At 24.2% G+C, this 21728-nt stretch carries 24 protein-coding genes, 1 pseudogene and 1 riboswitch; of the genes and pseudogenes, 15 read left to right on the forward strand and 10 right to left on the reverse strand.

The window, feature by feature from the left end; translation table 4 throughout:
• Positions 1–299 precede the first annotated feature (299 nt).
• On the reverse strand, positions 300–443 hold the full coding sequence (locus ACE38S_RS01850; RefSeq protein WP_374696123.1) for a hypothetical protein: 144 nt from the start codon (positions 441–443) through the stop codon (positions 300–302).
• A gap of 277 nt (positions 444–720) precedes the next feature.
• Positions 721–895: riboswitch (cobalamin riboswitch) on the forward strand.
• A gap of 431 nt (positions 896–1326) precedes the next feature.
• On the opposite strand from ACE38S_RS01850, the gene ACE38S_RS01855 reads away from it, so the two are divergent.
• From ACE38S_RS01855 to ffh, 8 genes are all read left to right on the forward strand, one after another.
• Positions 1327–1467, forward strand: a complete 141-nt coding sequence (locus ACE38S_RS01855; protein WP_374696124.1) for a hypothetical protein — start codon at positions 1327–1329, stop codon at positions 1465–1467.
• A 601-nt stretch (positions 1468–2068) separates the two neighbouring features.
• On the forward strand, positions 2069–2692 hold the full coding sequence (locus tag ACE38S_RS01860) for a deoxynucleoside kinase (RefSeq protein ID WP_374696125.1): 624 nt from the start codon (positions 2069–2071) through the stop codon (positions 2690–2692).
• Between the two features lie 10 nt (positions 2693–2702).
• Positions 2703–2981, forward strand: coding sequence for a hypothetical protein (locus ACE38S_RS01865; protein WP_374696126.1), 279 nt, complete (start codon positions 2703–2705; stop codon positions 2979–2981).
• 11 nt (positions 2982–2992) lie between these two features.
• Positions 2993–3172: a hypothetical protein gene (locus ACE38S_RS01870; RefSeq protein ID WP_374696127.1), complete on the forward strand. Its 180-nt coding sequence runs from the start codon at positions 2993–2995 to the stop codon at positions 3170–3172.
• 184 nt (positions 3173–3356) lie between these two features.
• Positions 3357–3428: a hypothetical protein gene (locus tag ACE38S_RS01875; protein ID WP_374697110.1), complete on the forward strand. Its 72-nt coding sequence runs from the start codon at positions 3357–3359 to the stop codon at positions 3426–3428.
• Between the two features lie 160 nt (positions 3429–3588).
• Positions 3589–3735: a hypothetical protein gene (locus ACE38S_RS01880; RefSeq protein ID WP_374696128.1), complete on the forward strand. Its 147-nt coding sequence runs from the start codon at positions 3589–3591 to the stop codon at positions 3733–3735.
• Positions 3736–5416: 1681 nt separating this feature from the next.
• The gene (gene rny, locus ACE38S_RS01885) at positions 5417–6946 is read left to right on the forward strand and encodes a ribonuclease Y (RefSeq protein WP_374696129.1); all 1530 of its coding nucleotides are present in this window, start codon (positions 5417–5419) and stop codon (positions 6944–6946) included.
• Between the two features lie 84 nt (positions 6947–7030).
• Positions 7031–8389: a signal recognition particle protein gene (gene ffh / locus ACE38S_RS01890; protein WP_374696130.1), complete on the forward strand. Its 1359-nt coding sequence runs from the start codon at positions 7031–7033 to the stop codon at positions 8387–8389.
• Positions 8390–8852: 463 nt separating this feature from the next.
• On the opposite strand, the pseudogene ACE38S_RS01895 reads toward ffh, so the two are convergent.
• A pseudogene (locus ACE38S_RS01895) lies at positions 8853–9724 on the reverse strand (IS30 family transposase).
• A gap of 244 nt (positions 9725–9968) precedes the next feature.
• Between ACE38S_RS01895 and ACE38S_RS01900 the strand changes: the two are divergent.
• The 6 genes from ACE38S_RS01900 (at position 9969) to ACE38S_RS01925 (ending at position 14703) form a co-directional block, all read left to right on the forward strand.
• A complete protein-coding gene (locus ACE38S_RS01900) occupies positions 9969–10250 on the forward strand; it encodes a hypothetical protein (RefSeq protein WP_374696131.1) in 282 nt (93 codons plus the stop codon).
• Positions 10216–10824: a hypothetical protein gene (locus ACE38S_RS01905; RefSeq protein WP_374696132.1), complete on the forward strand. Its 609-nt coding sequence runs from the start codon at positions 10216–10218 to the stop codon at positions 10822–10824. Before ACE38S_RS01900 ends, ACE38S_RS01905 begins: the two co-directional genes overlap by 35 nt.
• Positions 10825–10975: 151 nt before the next feature.
• Entirely contained in the window at positions 10976–11455 is a 480-nt protein-coding gene (locus ACE38S_RS01910) for a hypothetical protein (RefSeq protein WP_374696133.1), read from the forward strand.
• A gap of 484 nt (positions 11456–11939) precedes the next feature.
• Positions 11940–12497, forward strand: a complete 558-nt coding sequence (locus ACE38S_RS01915; protein ID WP_374696134.1) for a hypothetical protein — start codon at positions 11940–11942, stop codon at positions 12495–12497.
• Between the two features lie 301 nt (positions 12498–12798).
• Complete coding sequence (locus tag ACE38S_RS01920) at positions 12799–12987, forward strand: hypothetical protein (protein ID WP_374696135.1); 189 nt, start codon at positions 12799–12801, stop codon at positions 12985–12987.
• 1185 nt (positions 12988–14172) lie between these two features.
• Positions 14173–14703 carry a lipoprotein gene (locus ACE38S_RS01925; protein ID WP_374696136.1) on the forward strand — a complete coding sequence of 177 codons (531 nt, stop codon included), beginning with the start codon at positions 14173–14175 and terminating at the stop codon, positions 14701–14703.
• An 8-nt stretch (positions 14704–14711) separates the two neighbouring features.
• Here the strand turns inward: ACE38S_RS01925 and ACE38S_RS01930 are convergent, their stop codons facing one another.
• The 4 genes from ACE38S_RS01930 to ACE38S_RS01945 form a co-directional block, all read right to left on the reverse strand.
• Positions 14712–14924 carry a hypothetical protein gene (locus ACE38S_RS01930; RefSeq protein ID WP_374696137.1) on the reverse strand — a complete coding sequence of 71 codons (213 nt, stop codon included), beginning with the start codon at positions 14922–14924 and terminating at the stop codon, positions 14712–14714.
• A gap of 105 nt (positions 14925–15029) precedes the next feature.
• Positions 15030–15284: a hypothetical protein gene (locus ACE38S_RS01935; protein WP_374696138.1), complete on the reverse strand. Its 255-nt coding sequence runs from the start codon at positions 15282–15284 to the stop codon at positions 15030–15032.
• Positions 15285–15442: 158 nt separating this feature from the next.
• A complete protein-coding gene (locus ACE38S_RS01940; RefSeq protein WP_374696139.1) occupies positions 15443–15640 on the reverse strand; it encodes a hypothetical protein in 198 nt (65 codons plus the stop codon).
• Positions 15628–16179: a hypothetical protein gene (locus ACE38S_RS01945; protein WP_374696140.1), complete on the reverse strand. Its 552-nt coding sequence runs from the start codon at positions 16177–16179 to the stop codon at positions 15628–15630. Before ACE38S_RS01945 ends, ACE38S_RS01940 begins: the two co-directional genes overlap by 13 nt.
• 204 nt (positions 16180–16383) lie before the next feature.
• On the opposite strand from ACE38S_RS01945, the gene ACE38S_RS01950 reads away from it, so the two are divergent.
• Positions 16384–16755 (forward strand): hypothetical protein, encoded by a 372-nt coding sequence (locus ACE38S_RS01950; RefSeq protein WP_374696141.1) that lies wholly within the window; start codon positions 16384–16386, stop codon positions 16753–16755.
• Between the two features lie 410 nt (positions 16756–17165).
• Here ACE38S_RS01950 and ACE38S_RS01955 read toward each other — a convergent pair whose 3' ends face one another.
• From ACE38S_RS01955 to ACE38S_RS01970, 4 genes are all read right to left on the reverse strand, one after another.
• Complete coding sequence (locus ACE38S_RS01955; protein ID WP_374696142.1) at positions 17166–17345, reverse strand: hypothetical protein; 180 nt, start codon at positions 17343–17345, stop codon at positions 17166–17168.
• Between the two features lie 50 nt (positions 17346–17395).
• Positions 17396–17722 (reverse strand): hypothetical protein, encoded by a 327-nt coding sequence (locus ACE38S_RS01960; protein ID WP_374696143.1) that lies wholly within the window; start codon positions 17720–17722, stop codon positions 17396–17398.
• A 319-nt stretch (positions 17723–18041) separates the two neighbouring features.
• On the reverse strand, positions 18042–18215 hold the full coding sequence (locus ACE38S_RS01965; protein ID WP_374696144.1) for a hypothetical protein: 174 nt from the start codon (positions 18213–18215) through the stop codon (positions 18042–18044).
• A gap of 701 nt (positions 18216–18916) precedes the next feature.
• Positions 18917–19099, reverse strand: a complete 183-nt coding sequence (locus tag ACE38S_RS01970) for a hypothetical protein (RefSeq protein WP_374696145.1) — start codon at positions 19097–19099, stop codon at positions 18917–18919.
• Positions 19100–21728 lie beyond the last annotated feature (2629 nt).

Consider the following 21728-nt stretch of genomic DNA (forward strand, 5'->3'; position numbering starts at 1 on the left):
TTGTGCTGTTATTAACAGTATTAATAACAGCATCTTTACCATACTTTTTCACTAACAACCGCAAAATTAAATATTGCTTTGTTTGCATAAATTCCAATATCCTATAATTAACTTAAAAAAGTTAACTAAATTAAACTAAATTAATAGTTAACTTTTTATGATTTGGTATTTATAATTTTCAATTAAAAGAAGATTTAAAATATATAATTGGACACGATGCACGAACGGTATGGGACATTATTAAAGAAAAGTTAGTTAACTAATCATAGCTGAAAAGAAAAAGAACTTGAAAAATAGTATTAGTCAAATCCTGGTTGCCGACAAAAAGTATGGAAAGTAGTTGATCAACATTTTACGATAAAACGTTTGCTACCATCAGGAATAATATATTTTTCAAAAAATTTAACTGTTACTAACAATATTAACGGTAAAAATATAGTCACAAAAAATATGGTTATTTATACGATAAATTATATAAATGTCTTAATTATGAAAAAATAATATTAGAGATGAACGTCCTGGTTGAAATAAATTGGATATTATTAATGCGTTTGAGTATACTTTGTTATTTTTTAGATTTAATTTATTTGGAAAATTAACAAAAAAGTGATATAATTATTTTAACGACATAAATGGTTTTAAATGTATATGATTTCCACAAATAATTTGTTAATTTTAACTTGCATTTTAAAACTAAACTTTATATTATTAATATAACAACTTTAAAAAGCAATTTTGGATGTTACGGTAATTGGGTGCGAATCCTAGGCTGTCCCAACAACTGTAAAGTGGATGAAAACTAAGATAGTTCCATTGAGAAATAATTTCTTGATAATAATTAGCGAGTAAAGTGTGAAACAAAGCCAATAGACCGATCTAAAAACATTGATAAGATGCTGAACTTATAGTTATTATCTCTGGATTGGATAATTAATTATTTATTAGTGAAAACTATTAAATAATAATTTGAAAGACGTCAAAAAGCGTTTTTTAGTTGTTAATTTAAATAAGTAATCATATTTAAAGTAATTATTTAAAAGACAATAAAATAATAAGAATTAATTAATAATTAAGTAAAATAAAATGTAATTTAAAATGCTAATAACATTTGAATATTTTGTTTTTTAAAATTATTAATTAAAAATAATAATAGAAATTAAACATCATTTATGTGAATATACAACAATATTCTTTTTCGTATTGTTTAAATGTCATTAAATTTTGAAAATTTTAAATAAGAATAGGATTGATATGAATTTATTGTTAATTAAATTGAGTTGAAAAGAAATGAACAAAGAATGACACCGCCATATTAATGCCATAAAGATGAGATTACAAAAGTTGTTTAAATGCCGGGCTTTATCCCAACCCCCATTACGAACAAAAACAATTGCGGAAAAATATTTAATTGATTTGAAATTAGTAAATGAAGTTCATAATATACTAATGTATACTGACAAATATTAAATATCAAGTATCAAGACGTTGAAGTAACAATTAATTGTCGAAAGTGGAATGGGGTGTCCAAATGTTGGAATTTATTCATATTAGTTATTTAAATTTTATGATGTTGATTATATTATTCGCATTGGTTCAGCCAAAAGTTATAATCCAAATATTAAATTTTATGATATTTTTAATGTTAAAGCGGCCTTTGAAAGAATAATTATGCTAAAATTGCGGCTAATATTGATAGCAATTTAATTGCAGCGAGTGAAAAATTATTTACTAAGATTTGAAGGCAGTAGACAGTAGCGCAAGCTAAAGGAATTAAAATGCATACTAGCTGCTCATGCTGCTGATGTTTTTTATCGTTATGATAAACTCCTTAATATTTATTACTGAACATAATTTAGATGTTGTTGAAATAGAATCTTATGCTTTATTTGCTAATGCGATTGTAACAAAAAACAAGTAGCAACTTTATTAACAGTTTTTGATCATCTTGTGACCAAAGAAGGTGTGACAGAGTATTGTAATACCAAAATAATTTTATGACAATGGTTTAATTATTGTTATATACTTTTGTTAAAATTAATGGGTTACACAAAATGAAAGGGGCAATAAAATGAAAATTGCAGTCTTCGGAACCGTTGGAGCCGGTAAAACAAAAGTTAGTGATGAATTATGTAAAAAATTAAACTATGATTTATTTAAAGAACCATTAGAAGAAAATCCATATTTTAATGACTTTTATCAAGACATGGCAAGATTTGCTTTTAAAATGCAAATTTATATGTTAACAACAAGAATTGAACAGTATTTTAATATTGATAATTACGACAATACTATTTTTGATCGTACAATTTTAGAGGACCCGGTTTTTGTTCGCGTTTCACATTTATTAAACATTATGAATGAAACTGATTTTAAAGTTTATAATCGTTTCTTTCAAAATGTTATCGTCCCAATTTTGAAAAAAAAATTAGGGTTTGATGTCATTATTTATTTAAAAGTTTCAACAACGAAAGCTGTTGAACGAATTAATAAACGTGGGCGTCAATTAGAATTAGAAACTCCATATCACTATTGAGAAAAGTTAAATGAACAATATGAAGTTTTATATTATGAGTTAAAAAAGGACTATAAATTTATTGTTGTTGATGCTGATAATGATGATTTTTATGAAAAGATAAATGTCATTATGCAAAATTTATTAACACTTAATAATAAAATTCCCTATTTAATTTAAAAAATAATTATTGGGGTTAGATCCAATTATTTATAATAAAATTGGTCACCCTGAGATTGTCTTAAGTGTAGCATCACTGATGCAAGAAATTTATTTAAATAATTTAATTGCAAATTCGACCGTTTTTGATTGAATTAATTGTGATCGTTTTATGTTATCAACATGATATGCTTCAACACTACAATATGCAATTTTACATTTAGCTGGTTATAATTTAACAATTGAAAATTTGAAAAATTATCGTCATATTAATTCAAAAAACCTCAGAACACCCTGAATAATGGGGTAACACCATTAGTTTTGATAATTCTCTCTTCTGAACCATTAGAACAAGGAGTTTGTTGTTATGGTGTTGAAATGGTTTTAGCAGAACAACATTTAGCTGCTAAATTAAATAAACCAGATTATAAAATTATTGATAATTATACGTATGTATTGTGTGGTAATGGTAATTACAAGAAGGTGAAGCAATTGAAGTAATCCAGTTAGCTGGGGTATGAAAATTAAATAAATTAATTATGTTATATGATTCAAATGATTATCAATTATATATAAGGTGTGATTACTTTTTAAAAATTGATTATCAAGACTTTTTGAAGCGCAAAACTAAAATTATATTCGGATTGAAAATGCCGACGAAGATTTAACAACAATTCAAAAAGCAATTGGCCAAGCCCAAAAATCTTATAAACTAACTTTAATTGAATGTAAAACAATTATTGATTATGGTCATTAAAAACAAGGATCACCAATGAATTCTTCATCATTTATACCAGAAGAAATGGACCAAGTTAAAGTATTTTATGATTTTAACCATCCGCAATTTTATGTTGATAATGATGTTAAAAACATCGACAATAGACATTTGTAAAATATGAAACAACAAAATATAAATAATGAAAGAAAAAATTGCGGATTACAAATCAGCTTTTCAAAAACACGCAGCATTATTTGCCATACCAACAGTTGAATTAAAAGCGTTTGAAGGATTATTAACAACGGACAAAGATAAAAAAGCAATAACGTGAATTATTATAAAATAATTATTGCACTAGTTGTACTATTTTATTTGTTCGAGAACTATAGCCAATTATTTCACAATTAAACAAATCAATTAACAAACAAAATAGTACAACTAGTGCAATAAGCCTTTTATTCAATTACACAAAAGACCATTAAAACAAATTACGTTATTTCATACTGACTGGAGTAATGAATTTAAAAATAAAATCATTGATAATATCTTAAGTACTTTTAACACCAAACGATCATTAAGCAATAAAGAAGAGGGGCTATCCTTATGATAATGCTGGGGCTGAAACAATTTACAAAAGTTTTAAAAAATAATTTGTCAAGAGGCAAAAATTTATAAATTTAACTCAATTAAAATACAAATTATTTAACTTTGTGCATTGATATAACAATATTCAAATTAACGGTAGTTTAAATTATTTAATATCTCTGTTGAATTTAGAAAACAATAGTCCATATAAAAAGTGTCTAAAAAGGTTGCTAATCCAAAGATTTATTAAATATTTTGTATTAAATTCAATTAATTTTTATAATTTAATGATTTTCTTGGCATTGAATTTATTTTCAATATTATTTTATTTAAATCATATTGAGAAAATATTTGATAAATCTATTTATTTTGGTAAACTTCGTATCAAAATTCCATTATTATTTTCGTTTAATCCTTTTTGACCAAGACAACCAGTATCAGCAAAATAAACTTTTATTTTATAAATATTTTCAAATTTTTTCACCTAATAAATTCTTTACCACGATCAAATATAATTGTTTTTATTGTGCCAGATGGTTTGTTTAAAATAAATTTTATTATACTTTCTATGACATCTTTGCTTTTGCTATTATTTAGTTACTAGCGAGATTTATTTTTAGATCATATACCGGCTAAAGTTATAATTGCTATTTTATGGTTTTTACCAACTATAGTATATCCCTCTAGATGACCAAAGACATTCATAGTTTAATATTTGAAAATTCAATATTATGTTCAATAATTGTTCGACAATTATTGACTTTTCTGTGGTTTTCTGTTTTATTATGTGGTTTATTTTTACCTTTTCGTAATAAATTTTCTTTATTAAAATTATAAAGAGAAAAGGTAAAAATATTATATATAAGGTATTTGAACAGATAAAATCTTTGTCAATATTTCTTTATATTTGTAATAATATCTGGTGAAGTAGTGTTAATAATTAACTAAATAATTAATAATTTAAAGGTAAATTTTATTTAATGTTTTTGTTTTGCGACCAGCTTTTTTTGTTTTTATTACTATTTTCATAAATTTCAATTTGGTTTAAACCAGAGCCAACATTTTATAAATTATATGGACAGTTTTTTTACTTTGATTTATTTCATAAGCTGTTTTTCTAATTTAATAATTAAAATTTTGATATTATTGAATTGAAATTAATTTTTTATTGTGATTTTTTGATACACTGTGTTATTTATCCTTTTTTAAATTTGGATTTTAACACAATATTTTTATTTGTTTAACTGTTTCATTTAATTTTACAATTCATGATTTTATAAATAAAGAAATTGTAAATTATCTTATAAAACAGTATTATTTTACGAAATTTTTTATAAAAAAGAGTATAATAACACGTGGCAATGATTTTGTTGCTAGTATTTCACTTATATATTTAAAATTAATACTTCTTACTTATTCTTTTAAGTAAAGGAGAAATAATTATGCAAACACACTTATTAGTAGTGATTATTATTGTTACAGCAATATGTTCCTACTTTCTTGGGTGTTTAGTTGAAAAATATTTTAGGTTTAAATTAAACAAAAAAACAAAATTAAAAATTAAACAAGAAGAAGAAAAAGCAAAAAAAAATATTAATGTTGTTAAAGCTGATGGACGGGTTGAAGCAGCACAAATTAGACAAGAAATGAAAGATGAATTAACTCGCAGACGTGAAGAATTTTTGGATACCGAAAAATTATTAATAAATAGAGAACGTTTAATTGTTGAGAGAGAAGAAGTATTAAATATTAAAGAGCAAGAAGTATTTCACGATAAAGAAGAATTGAAAAGAAAGATTAACTATTATCAAGAAATTGTAGAACGCAATATTAATCAACTTGGGAAGATTGCTGGATATTCACTTGAAGAAGCAAAAAATGTTCTTTTTAAAGAAATAAGTGATCGTTATCAAAAGGAAATTGGTGAATTATTACGAAATGCTGAAAATACTGCGAAAATTAATGCCAAAGAGACAGCACTTAATATTATTACAACTGCAATTGAACATTATGCGGCGAAAATTGTGGCAGAAAAAACAACAACTTCAATTTATTTAGAAGATGATAATATGAAAGGACGAATCATCGGGAAAGATGGTCGTAATATTCGAACATTTGAAATTGCAGCGGGGGTTGATTTAATTATTGATGACACGCCAAATGTTGTGCAGATTTCATCTTTTAATCCTATTCGTCGGGAAATTGCGAAAAAAACTTTAGAAAAATTATTGCTTGATGGTCGTATTCAACCAAATCGCATTGAAGAAACAATTAAATTAGAGCAAGAAGAAATTGAAATGACAATTCTTGAAGCGGGGAAAGAAGTTGTTGCTGAATTGGCAATTGATAATTTAGATATTGAATTAATTCAACACCTTGGAATTTTAAAATATCGAACTAGTTATGGTCAAAATGTTTTATTACATTCTGTTGAAGTAGCAAAATTAGCCGCAATAATGGCGAGTGAACTAGGGTTAGATCCTGCCTTGGCAATGCGTGCGGGATTATTACATGATATTGGGAAAGCCGTTGATTTTGAAACGGAAGGAAGTCATGTGACATTAGGAGTTAAAATTGCGACAAAATGTAATGAACATTCAATCGTTATTAATGCGATTGCTTCCCATCACGGTGAAGAACCCATAACTAATCCATATTCGGTTCTAATTTCCGCCGCTGATACATTATCTGCTGCGCGACCAGGTAGCCGTAATAATACTATTGAAAATTATATTGTGCGGATGAATGAGTTGGAAAAAATTTGTCAAACAGTATCGGGAGTTCAATCTGTTTATGTTTTACAAGCTGGACGTCAAATTCGGATTATTGTTAATCCAGTTATTAGTGATGATGATCGTACCCATAAAATTGCGCTTGATATTAAGGAAAAAGTTAAGAAAGCAAAAGTAATCCCGGGAGATATTGTGATTACTGTTATTCGTGAATTGCGCGTAACAGTAATGGTGATTTAAAGAATAAAATTTTTGTTCTTTTTATGTTAGTTTTATTATAATTAATATGAATGATTTTGTTATAAAAATAAAGGAGAAAAAGATATGATTGGAGATTTTTTAGCAAATCGATTGAAAAAATCAATCGAAAAAAATATGAAAAAATCAGCTTTAACAACCCATGCTATTACTGAAACAATGCGTGAAATTCGATTAGCGTTGTTAGAAGCTGATGTTAATCATGAAGTTGTGAAAGATTTTATTAAAGCCGTTGAAGCTAAAACTAGCGGGGAATATATTTTAGACGGATTAAATGCATCACAGATGATAGTTAAAATTGTGCATGAAGAATTAGTTAATATTTTTGGGAAAACCGCGAAAGAATTATCTTTTGTTTCAAAACCAACAATTGTAATGGTGGTTGGATTACAAGGAAGTGGAAAAACAACAACGACTGGAAAAATTGCGAAGTTAGTGGAAAAGAAATATCATAAAAAATCGTTATTAGTTGCTTGTGATATTTACCGGCCAGCGGCGATTGACCAGTTAAAAACTATTGGAAAAAATTTAAATATTGAAGTTTTTGAACAAGGAACTCAAAGTCCTATTGCTACGTCACAAGAAGCAATTGCGTATGGGAAAGCAAACAAAAACGATGTTATTTTAATTGATACTGCTGGGCGCTTGCATATTGATGCTGAATTAATGCAAGAATTAAAAGAAATTAAAAATAATATTATTCCCAATGAAATATTATTAGTTGTTGATGGAATGACCGGACAAGATATTATTAATGTTGCGACTGAATTTAACCAGTTATTAAAATTAACCGGCGTAGTTGTAACGAAGTTAGATGGTGATACTCGAGGAGGGGCGGCCTTATCAATTACACATTTAACGAAATTACCAATTACTTTTATTGGAACTGGTGAGGGAATGAGCAGTTTACAAATCTTTTATCCTGATCGAATGGCAGATCGGGTTCTTGGGATGGGTGATGTTCAAACCTTAGTTGAAAAAGCAAAAGATGTTTTTGATGAACGCGATATAAAAAAAACAATGAATCGTATGATGCTGGGGCAGTTTGATATGCAAGACTTGTTAAACCAAATGCGACAAATTTCAAAAATAGGAAAAATGGGGAGGATTATGAAATTACTACCCGGAATGTCAAAGTTAAGTGATGAAAAGATTGCTGATGCTGAACGCAAATTAAAAGTAACTGAAGTATTACTATCTTCAATGACCGTGAAAGAACGTCGCGAACCCCGCCTTTTAAAACATTTATCTCGTAAAAACCGCATTGTAAAAGGATCAGGACGAATTGAGAAAGAATATAACGAATTGATTAATCAATTTGAAAAAACAAAAAAACAAGTTGATGAAATCGCTCGTCAAATTAAATCTGGGCGAATGCCAAATATTCCTGGGATGGGTGGTTTAAACGGAATGGACTTTAATTAACTAATACGATAAAAACTGTTTCAAAAACAGTTTTTATTTTGGTACCAAAAATTAGAGCAGTCGTATGAAAAACATTTAGGAATGATAAAATCATTCTCGTATCAATTAATAATATAAATTATTAAGTATGAATATATAAATTATTAAAATATTTTAGAAAAGAAAAAACATATAAAAGAAAATAGTAAAAAATGATAAACGATTAATTAAACATTAGTTTTAATAGTAACAGTTTTTGTTAGTTTTATTCTATATTGGCGCTGTGTAGATACAAACGGCCAAATTTATATCTTGTTTAATTAATAATAAAATATTTTTAATAAATTGCAACCATTTTTTCAAAAAAAATAAATTTTTGTAATTTTATCTTATTTTAAGTACATTTAAGCACACTAAAAATAATTTATTAATTAAAATTAATAAATTATTTAATATTTTGTAAAAAAATTGTTTTTGCACTTATTTAATTCAAACACGATCGAAATTTATCGTTTATAACACCAACTATTCAATCTATCATTTTTTGACTAACATTATTAAAATCAGTTCCCTTAGGAAGTGAATATCTAAATTCGCTGTTCATATGTTCAATTAATGGTTTTTTTTATGGTTTACTGGGGTCACAAAAATAAACTTGTGTTTCAGTAAATATTTCCATTTCTCTTCATTTACTAAATTCTTTCCCTTTATCTTTTATTATTCCTTTCATTTTACCTATTAAATTATTATTTATAACAATATCTTTAAATTTTGTTACAATTTCACTATCACTATGATTTTTAATTTAACTACAAAGTAATTATTACTTGACTGTTCAAATAATATCAAACAACTATATTGATGGTTTTTCCACAACAGTATCAATTTCAAATCAACCAACACTATAGACTTTATTTTCAGTATCTCATATTGATTTAAAATTAATTAATTTTCCACTATTATCAGGTTTTTGTTTTGTTTTATATTTTTTACCACGATGAGGCAAATTTTGTTTTATTAATTATAATTTTCCTAAGCGGATTCATTTATATAATGTTTTAACACAAAGCAAGAAATTTGACACAAAATTTTATAAAATAACGATAAATCAATTGTTCGAGTGTATCGTGGTATTTATTAAATCTTACATTTAATCATTCTTTTTGTTCTTCTGTAAATTTAGGCATTTTTTAATACATTTTTTACGCTTTTGTTTATGATCTTTTATAAATCTTGTATATTTTTAAATTGTTTAATTTATCTTTTAATAGTATTAATATCTCTTATTGTTTGTCGTGCTATTCTAGATAAATTAATCGAACCATTTTTCTTTTTACAAGCATCAGATAACAATAAATCCTTAAAAAATCTTCGTTCATCAAATTTTACATGTGTATAATTTTTTCATTTTTATACAAATTATCTTCATTTTTTCTTATAATGTATTATATATACAATAAAAAGATTAATAAATATGCAATAATTTAGTAAAGTTAACAATAAAAAACGAGTTAATAATTATTAACATTTAAATAAAAAATATAATTGCAATTTTAGTGACTATAATTTTGGTTTTGATTGAGAGGTATTTAAAGATTTTTTGAGTGATAGTTATGCTCGATATTTTACTTCACCCTGTTTTTTTAAATTTGTTTCAGCTGGACGCGGGACTAATAAAACGTGGAATCATCTAGCGGAAAAATTATTTTTTGCTTGTAATTTTACCGATGCTTCGTCGGTTATTTTACGAAGATATGCCAATACTCACGAAGACACCACCTTTGGTGATACCATTAATGTTTGTAATTACTTATATGATAAATATGGGATTGATATCGGACCGGACAATGAAAAATGGCATTGTTTGACCGAAAAATGTTAAAGAGGGTGGTGAAATTGTTTTTCCTAGTGGTATTCGCATTACTTTTGCGGGATATGCGAATGGCAATAAAATTATGGGGAAAGTTGGTAAAGGCAGTGGTATTATCTCAGCTTGAACTGATGAAATGATCCATGCCGAAGAAAAAGAAATCTTAACGGATAAAGAACTAGATAAAAGATATAATAATTTAAGAGTTTCAATGTTTCGTTCAAAAAGTTTAAAAGTGTCTTATGAAAAATATACTGATGAAAATGGCAACGAACAATATAATTTAGATAATCCTATTCCTATCAAAGAATTATCTTGGACATTTCAAGAATGAAATAACACAGCAAAACAATATAAAATCGTAACAACATATTTTCATAAAACATATGCTAACCAATTTACTTTTAATCCTTTTGATAAATACCATGTCTTTTATGAAAAATTTGTAACACCATATTTACCGTTAAATGAAAGAATTAAAAATATTTTAAAAGAACATAAGAAAGTATATTGCGAAAATAAACAAGCATTTAATGGTTTGGGAATTTTTAATTTGCGTTTAACAATGGGGGGCTGTTTGAAATAAAATTCCGGATATTCTCCAAAAACTTGTTTTAGCAAATAAAGAAGAACGTCCCGATTTATTCGAACTTGAATATTACGGTTTTGAATACAACGATAATGACCCGAGCATTTATGTTTTACGAAATTATCGTAAATATATCCAATAATATAACTTGCAAGATTTTTATAATTCAAATACAAAGCATTATCAATTTGATAGCTATGCAATTTGTGTTGATTATGCTAATGGTGGTGTTGATCATACGGTATTTTTATTTAGTAGCTATAAAATTAATGAAAATAATGAATATGATCAGTATTTAATTGTCGAAAACGTTATTACCCCCAAAAACGCCATTAATTTAAATGAAATAGTCGAATATTACAGCCAATGAATAATCAATACTTTTGATAAATTTGATGGTTTTGAAGCTGCCACATTTCATTATGATATCAATGCCCATGATTTTATGCAAAAATTACAAGAAGATATTGCCCCTTATTTAGGTTATAAAATTAAAATGTTTAAAGCCAAAAAGCAGCAAACATCACTTAATAAAGAAGCAGGGATAATCAATCGTGTAACATGAATAAGAAAAATGTTTGTGCAAAGCAAAATCTATGGCATGTTAGATAACTTCCCATTTTTTTAGATAAGTGCATTAGTGAATTAAGGTTTAGCGATAGCAAAACAAACACCTGATAGTAAAATATACCATGACTCCGTATGATGCTTTGTTTTATGGTTCTTATCCATATCGTTTTAAAATGTGATTATAACTATTTTGTTTTTGAGCGAGCAGTTGATTTTGTTAAATTTTTGTGATAAAATGATTTATGAGTTAAAAAAGTTTTGAGGTTCTTTCAAACAAATTTGGGTAACCTTTATAAAATTATTCGCTTAACGCTTAGAATTTTTCCCAAGGATTTTGAAAAGCGGCGCAAAAGTTTTTTTAAACTTTAAGGTATTTTTCGCAAAACTTATGAAAATTCCGCGAGCCCAGACCAATGTAATATAATTACAATAATAATCATTATTTACATTATTTCTAAAATATATTTAAAGTGCTTATATATATATAATATCAATAGATTTTGATAAAAAATTTCAAAATAATAGAAAGGAAATTATACAAAATGAAAAAATTGTTAATTTTATTAAGTATATTAACCATTACCGTAATTAGTATGCCAAATGTTATTGCTACAAGTAATTATGAAAAAGAAGAAAAATTAGAAAATACTAAACAAGAATTATCATTAAATGATTATTTAGAATTTAATAATAAATATATTGAAAAAATAATTGAAAAAAACAATGTTTTTGTTATTGATAATCAAGATAATATTTATTTTTTAATTAAAAATGAATTGTTTTTATTAAAAAAAATAAAAAAAACACCGATTAAAATTACTGAAATCTCTAATGATATTATTATGTTAAAAATTGATAATAAAAATACTCTATATTTTACAACTAATAATAATATTTATGTTTTAAAATCTGGGGAAAAAACAGCAAAAAAAATAAACAGAATAAAAGTAAGTTGACCAAATTATATTAATAAAATCAAAATAAATAATAAAAATAATATTTATTTTCATAATAAAAATAATTTATATGTTTTAAAGCAAAAAAAACCAATAATATCAAAATTAAAAACAATATCAGATAGTTTTTTCAATTGCAATTAATTATAAAAATAATATTTTTTTATTATCATATAGTAGAGCCTATTTATTTCTACCGAGAATAATATTTTTCAAGAAACAAAAGGAATAAGCGGTATTGCAACTTCTATATTTATTAATAAAAATAATAATGTTTATTTTGAAACAATTAATATGGGGCCTATTTATTAAAAACAAATGAAATTACAGCAACCAAAATAAATATAATTGATGATCAGGTTCTTTCAATGAATGTCGATAGTAATAATAATATTTATTTTGGTAATTAAAAAATGATGTTTATTTTTTAAAACATTATAAAATTATGCCAACCAAAATAAATTGTGATAACGGATTTTATTTTGTATCGTTAATTAAAATTGATGAAAATGATAATGTTTATTTTCATACAGCTAATAATGGTGATTATACTTTAAAAAATAATAAAATGATTACTACAAAAATTAATAATATTATTTTTAATAATGAAAAAATAATAGCATACATATTATAAATATTATTTCAAGTGTAATTGATAAAAATGGTAATATTTACTGTATTACAATTAGTGATTTTTGATTTTTACAAAATAAATTATTAATAAATTATAATATTAAAAAATTAAATTTAAAAGAAATAAAAGATAATAATGATGAAACAATTTTAAATAATTTAAATTATTTAAATCGTAAAAATAATTATTTTTTAAATTTAAATAAAATAGAAATCATCAATCAAATACCAAGATCAGCAACGATTGTAGCAACAAAAGGAAAATATCGTGGTCAAATTACTGTTAATTATAAAATTAAAAATAAAGATGAAATTAATAATATTTATTTAAATGATTTATTAAAAAAGCAGTCTATTTTGACTTTATAGATAAAAAATTTTATTCTATTGATAAAATTAAAGAAATTAAAGAAATTAATAGTAATAATTTAAGTTTTTTAAATGCCGAAGTTACGATAGATTCAAATTTACTAAATAGCATTGATTTGAAATATTCGTGTTTTAACAAAATATTTACTAATATTTCTTCAAAAGAAACACAAAAACGTAAAGTACATAAATGTGATTATAGTAAGAAATCAAAACTTGAATTTCAAATTATAATAGGATTAATAAAAATAAATCAAGAAAATAAATTAAATAGTTGAAATATAAATTTTGATGATGAAATTAAATTAAGTGACTTTATAAATATAAATAATAAAAATTATTAAATTATAAATACTTTATCAAATAATTTTGATTTATAAAATACAAATAAGCAAAAACAAAAAATGATTTTACAATCATTTAATGAAGATGATTGCGAAGTATAAATTGACCATAAAACTAAATTATAAATTAAATATTCTGTTCGATAAATTAATTTTGAAACTATATTAAACTTAAAACAAAAAATTAACGGAAATATTATTTATAAAATAATTGATTATAATAATTAAGAACAAATAATTACTTTATCAATTAAAGAAGCAATTAAAATATTACAAAAATATAGTTTATTACCAGATGAAATTAATATTAATGAAGATAACAGTATAACTTTTAATTAAAAAGTCAAAATGACTTTAACACAAAAAGCATAACCAAAATTAATTTCAAAAATTTCTAATATATAAATATTAAATTCATAGAAATAATATAAAAGTATTATTTATATTTTGTTTTATAAAAAGGAGATAAAAATATGAAAAAAATATTAAGTCTTTTAGGGATAATTGCTCTAATTGGAACAAGTACAACAAATTTAGTTGCTTGTAATACACCACAAAAACAAGAATATTCACCTAAAGAATTAAAAGAACTAAAAGAAAAAAACAAAATAAGTACAAAAGATGGTATTTTAGAATGAATAGCTCCACAAGAAAAACACTTTAGTACAGCAGATAATAATTATTATTTTGTTGTATGACGTGGTACAATTAATGATAATTGGATTATAAAATTATTTCAAAATATTAGTTTTTCAGAAAGAAGAAAAGTTTTAGATACACAAGAAGATTATGAATTAGCATTAACACGAGTGGGAGATAATTTATTTCGTGTTAAAACGCGAGCTGTAAGACCTGTATCATCTTGGTCACAAGATGATAGAACTTATTTTAAATCTGTTTATTTTTGAAATAAAAATATAAATATTCCTAATTTAATTGTTGACTATAAAACAGGTGAAATAAAAGTTAAAGAAATAAACATAAAAACTCATTTAATTAATTAAATGAGTTTTTATGTTTCTAGTATAATTAATGATAATTTCTCATTGTTTTTATTAAATAATTGTAATTTATTAATAATAATTTGTTCTTTTTCTGTAAAAATTGTAATATCATAGTTACCATAACCTCATATTCCGGATATTTCAATTTGATTTAAAGTAAAAATTTTCTTATAATAAGTTATTTTAATATTATCTTCAACTAAATTTTTAATTATATCCATTCAAAATACCTTATAATAAAACAACCTATATCATTGTGAAAAATAATTTAAATAGTTTTCTATTTTGTCATTAGAAAAAATTAAATTAGTTAAATATTTGCCATATTATCCATCAGATAATTTAATTTCAACAGGAATAAATACCATATTAATACAAATTTTCTTTAATAATGGGCATTTAAATGTTTTAAACTTTAATTTTAAAAATGGATAGTTTAAATATGAATTAATCATATTTTGAGTCATTAATGCAAAAGTTTTAAATCATAATTTACATCACTTTTTAAAGAACTTATTATAACGAACTGGAACTTGGATAATTTTTCCTGTTATTGGATTAAAATTATTATAATTTTCCAAAGTAACATTTTGTCATAATTAATTTAACACTTAATCACCCCCTATCATTGTTTTCTTTTTGTTTTGATTTTATTTAAGATAAACTTTTTACTATTTAGTAATGTTTTTGTTTTAATTGTTTTGCTTAAATCTTGATTTGTTCTTAGTTGTTTATATGTTTAAAATGCTATTCCATTACCCAATAAATTATTAATTACACTATCTTCTAATGTATTATTTAACAATTTATCTTTATTAAAGTTATTTTTAATTTGTTCTTGGAATTTTAATACCTTAGCGATTGTTCGATATATTTTATATCTATCTTTTACTACTTGTTGATAAGCAACAGAGGTAAAAGAAACTAAATTAAACAAACTTGTTTTTTAAAATCCCCAACCAATAAATCACTAACTATACATATAATATACAAATGGTTTTTTTTTGTTAAAATCAATTGTTCTGCTTTTATTAAAGTCGTCATAACAACAATTGAATCATATTTATTATTTTTATAATATATTGTTAAAGCGCAACTTCGTTCGGCAATAGATAAAAGGACTATTTTAACTGCTAAAAAACATCAGAACCATAAGCAAAAAGGTAATAATTGGCCCCCGTTTTTTAATAGCCTTAGTTTCAAATTTAGACAATATTTTTTAGTTTGTTCGGTAATTTTACTAATTACTTTTTGTTTAATAGCAATTATTTGTTTTTCAATTGGAGCTAATAATTTTTTAGTTACTTTTTTAATATAAAAATTTGGGTTTAAATGATTAAAAACATTATTTAATTTAATTGGTGTTTGATGCAAGATATTTAATAATTTATTATGATATATTTTTTTACTATAACGCATTAAATTAATATTTAATAATAGGTTTTTACCAATACCCTTTTTATGAATATTAGCCATAATGTTATATCACTCATTAGTACTAATTTTACTTATTTTATCAAGATTTAATCCATATTTATATAGTCATTTATTAGCATTTTTTCATTTATGTTGGGTATTTTTTGAACTAACGTCGGACTTATTTTTTGAATGTTTTTTTCAATTTTTAATAAATTATTAATTGTGTTTATTTTAGAAACTTTAAAACCTTTATAAAAATCATTGCGGGCTAATTTTCCAATTGTATATAATAAAGTTTCATTATTAGCCCGCTTTGTAAAGTCAAAAATTAATTTATCAGATAAAATCTTTTTACCACTAACTTGTCCGACGACATCTTCTAAGTTATTAGAAGTTATGACCCCTAATTTTTCAAGTAGTTTGGTTTCTTTGGCTAATTTTAAAATTCTCGTTGTTCGAGCAGCACGCGTTAATTTTCCAACCCCACCAATTGCTGGTAATAAATTTAAGGCCGTGCTTTTTTTGCTGTTACTTCGGAAGTTAAACTGTCTATATATAAATAATTTAATTTACCGCGAAATCATTTGTTATTTCTACTCCAAATGAGATAAAGGCTGCGGCAAAATTAGATAATCCTGCAGCTAATCCAACAGTAGATACAACACCACTAGTTAAAACCGATAAACCAATGGCTAAAACTTGTATTACTAAAAATTCTAATAATTGTAAACCAAAAATTTTTTCTTATTGTTTAGTAGATAATATTGTTGGTATTGTTTTTAACAGCATAAATATAGGCTGTTTTAGATGTTCCAATTGGCATATTTATCAAACGAAAAAGTAATATTTTTTAGTACTATTAAGAATTTTTTATTTTAATATCAATCGGATTTGTTTGACCAGTAGCGTTATTTCTATCTTCAATTTGAAATGCAACAGTTTTATCATTTGTAATATTTTTATTGGTCAGTCTTTACTTTTGATTTTAATAGAGTAATCAAAATCATTTTTAGTTAAATAATTATTTACTGCTTTAACTGCTTTTAAATAACATCTTTAAATTGTGTTTTTAATTGTTCTGGTGTTGCTTGTGTTGGGTTTGTAATATAAATTGTTGGTTTATCTATTTTATTAATTTTACTAATATCAATTTTTGCAACAACATGTTTAATAATTCCCTTAGGTTCAACTACTGCTCCACCTAAATATAAAACTCTTTCCATAATTAAAATATATTACCCATCCCAGTACCTAACGCCGCCCCCCCCAACCCTTAACGGAGTGTGGTATTTTTTGCGTATAATATAAGCGGGTCATATTTTTTGCTAAATTTAAAGGCAATTGTATTAACACCGTCAGGCAATAAGCTGATGGTTCCTTCGAAACCATCTTTATTGATAATTGGTAATTTTTTTGGAACCATATAATATGTTGTTCCTTCAACAGTTTTCATTGCTCCACTTGTTTCAATTACGCTATTTATTTGGTCGTTTGCTCCAAGTTGTAACTGTAATTTATTACGAATTCCACGAATAAAATCAGCCGAACCTAATACAACTGCTTCTGATGGAGTAAAACCATTTTCATATATTTTATCCATAATTTCATCATGTATTTGTAAAGCATTTGTATCATCTGCTTTTTTACCTTGAATAGTTGTAACTGTTCCTTTGCTAATAATATTTAAAATTTTGTTACGTTTATAGGCAACTTTGGTATCCGTTGCTTGCTCAATATCATCCTCTCAAAGATTAGGATTAAAATTACTTTTTACAGGATATAATTTACGAGCAAAAGTTAAAATGGTATTTAATTCAACAATTCCATCTTAAAATTCAACTTTTTAATATTTCAATAAATTATCATCGGTATTAAATATTTGTCTGTTTGCTCCTAAACCTTCATTATATTTAATATTTTTATTTTTCTTGTATGTTAAACCCAAATTTATTGGCTTCTTTTCATGCAAATAAAGCTTCTCAACTAAATTTTTGTTGATAAGTTTGTAAATATCATTGATTAAATGATTCACACTCTTTTTGTGTTGCTTTATTAGCAATATCACCAAATATTCTTTGTGGGTGTTGTGCCATAATTATTTACTTCTTTCTTATTTATTAAATACATTGTCTGTATCTAAAATATTGTTTCCTTTGTTTTCTGTTTTTGGTACGCCACCAGTATTAACGGTTTGAACTTTAATTAGTTAATCATAAACACTTTGCAATTGTGTTTTAATAACTTCAATATCATCAGTAATGTCATAAGATTTTAATAAAACATTTTTAAATTCTTCATTATCAGTTAAATAATTAATAAAGTCAATTACTTCAATTTGTTTTAATCGCAGCGTTTGTTGTTCTAATTGTGAAATTAATTAATTGTTTTTGTCTTTAGTTATTTGATTTGTTGATTACTATTTTCTAAATTACTTACATTAAATTCTTCAACTTCAACAGTGTTTTCTAAAATAATTTCAGCAGTTTTAATATCCAAACTATTATATTCATTTTTAAGAGGTTCATTATTTTCATTTATAAGAACATATTTTACACTTTTTAATACCCATTATTTTTCCTCCTATTTTTTAATATTTGTATTTGTTCTTTCTAATCGCCTTTTTTATAATTTCAAAACTATCGACTCGAAAAGATAAAAAATATCGTTTAGTTTTTAAATTTAACTAATTAAATACTGAGCCTTTAATTTTTACCTCATCATCTTTTTTAAATTTTAAAAAATCAAATACAAATGGTGGATTATATATTGATAATGTTGAATAATTTAATCCATTTTACTGACATTTTGCTGAACAATCATCAACTTCAACACCACCAGCAACCAATGCCTTAATTTTAGTTTTAATAGGATTTTCATGTAATCTAACAGTTAATTCTAATTTATTAACTCTTTTATTTTTCATTTTAGGTTTATTAGTTATTGATTTTTTAGGTAAATTACTTTTTGTTTGTGCCATTTTTATCAACTCCTTTTGATAAAAAATATTGTAAATGTTTCCAAGCATCGTGTTCGTGCTCTGTCATTTTAATATTTCCTTTATAAACATAATTTTTCTTAACAACTGGTGATTGTAAAAAATAATTTAAATTAAATAGATATTTACATAAAACTTTTAAACCACCAATAAATTTAGGAGTAGATAATGGGTTTGTTATTTTTAAACCTTTGTGAAGTTGATAATCTTCAATTATTACAAGAACTTTATTTAAATAAGAACAAGTTTGTTTTTGAAAGTTATTGAATATTAAATAAATATTATTTATTGCTTATTCTTCATTTTTAGAAGAAAAACTGGTATTATTATTTATAAATTTTTGCAAAAATTTATAAATAATAATACCAGTTTTTCCAATTCCGGCAGGATCAATTGCAATAATATATTTTAATTTATTTGTTTTATTTTTTTATTAATTTGTAATATTTTTCAACCTTCTGTTGCTAAATCTAAAATATCATTAATTTTATAATGTTGTATATATTAATTAATAATATTTATCATTTATCTTCAAATAAATTTAAATACATTTTTGTTTATTCTAAACATTGTAAATCATAATTATTTTTATGATGGAAAATACGAGACAATTAACATGTTGACAATTAACTCAATTAAATTATGCTGTTATTTCATTTCAAGTTTTATTAATATACAAACTTTTATATTTTTTTATAATATTTTTTTCTTTCTTTTTATTTATTTTTTTAAAATAAATAAAAAATTTCTTTGTTGGTTAATATTTTGATATTTAGTAAATAATGTATTTTATTTTAGCATTTATTCATTTAGCCACCTGCTAACCACCATAGTTAAGCGGGGGGGCGGCTATAAGATTATTTAGACATAGTTTATTATCCCCCACGAAAGTAAAAAAATTTACCCAGTTATTAACTGTACTTCATCCATCCCTATAAAACTTTATATAAAGAAAATAATTTTTTGGAGTTCCAAACCTCTTGTTTTTTAGTGTCCGATGTTGTTTTTTTGATTTAACAGCACTCTTTTAATGAAAACAAGATAAAAACCCCGTGCTATGATATTTCGCGAGGGATTAATCTTGCTGAAAATTAAAGAAATAAATAGGAGTAAATCCATTCGCTTTCACATTTTATTTAAAGCTTCGTGTCATAAATAAATTATCCATCTTTCAGCATCAAAATATTAAGTTTAAGAGTTGCATTATTGATCGGGCAGTATCTTTAAATTAAAAATTTTTATCATAAAAACAGATTTTTTACTGTTTTACCTACACAAAATAAAGGATATTTTTATAAATCCCTTCAAATAAAGGTATTATCCGATCAATAATGCAACTAAATTTATGTTTTTTAATATAAAAATAAAAAAAATAATCTCACAAAAATTGTTTTTTGGTTCCATCGTACAGGACCGCCTATTTTATAAATTGATTATTTTAATCTAAGACCAATTAAATTAGCAACGGTTATTACTAATTATAATTTACGAACAATTAAAACAAATGGCTTGCATGTTCTGAATAAACTTCATATTAAAGCTAAATTAAAACAACTGTTTCTAAATTTAAATACTAATAAAATTAAAATTAAAGATAATATTAATTATTCAATGGCCGTCATCTGGCCAAATGATCTGTAGTTTTATCGATGATTAGTTGAAATTTATTACACCATTTATAAAAAAATTCTAATCCAACTGATTTAAAACAAAAATATATTCCAAATTAAACCTGATTACAAAGTCGCGGTTATAAAGGGTTGATAATTAACGATAATGTCTCAACGAACCTTGAGCAAAATCTAACAAACGCTTTTTTAAATTTAGATAGGCATACTAATTTTCTGTTTTATGATCGAAAAGTATTTATTTCATACGAGGAATTATTGTTGGTTTTAGATGAACCAGTTTGTAATTTTTGATAACAATTTATTAGTCGTTATTGCCTTAATTATTGTGATAAATTAAAGAAAATTATTACATTATTTTATAATGTTTGTGATTTTCGGTAAACTGAGAAATAAATTAATAAAGTTTTAAGTCGCATCATTATTAAAGATGTTAATTATTATCTAGCAGCAAAGGCCTATACTGATTCAATTGATCAGCGAATTGAAATTACTACCGATGTTGTTACTTGTGATAATGAAGATGTATGAAAACAAGATTGAGAAGATGGCGATATTTCTATATCATAGTATTTTTTATAAGCTTTGTCACGAGTTATGATATCTTTTTCGTTTTAAATATGAACATAATTACAAGATTAAAATGATTGACAAATTAAAAACATTTTTAATCAATAAAATTAGTAATTTTCAATAATTAGATAAATAGAAGATTTTTCAATTATTTCATCTTAGCAAGTTTTCGTTTGAAGATAATTATGATTTTTTGTAGAATGATTTATTTACTGACTTTTAGCTAGGGGTATTTTAAAAACAAAAGCATGATAATTTTGACAATAATTTTTAACATCGTATTTACCAAGTTTAAATTAAAATTAATTATCATTAACCAAAATTTAACATTATAAATAAAGCGAATTTATTGATTAATTTATGATTTTATTTTGATTATTTGTTAAAACAAATTATAATATATTAGAATA

Origin of the sequence: Spiroplasma endosymbiont of Polydrusus formosus (assembly GCF_964263245.1) — a bacterium.
Taxonomy (GTDB): domain Bacteria; phylum Bacillota_I; class Bacilli_A; order Mycoplasmatales; family Mycoplasmataceae; genus Spiroplasma.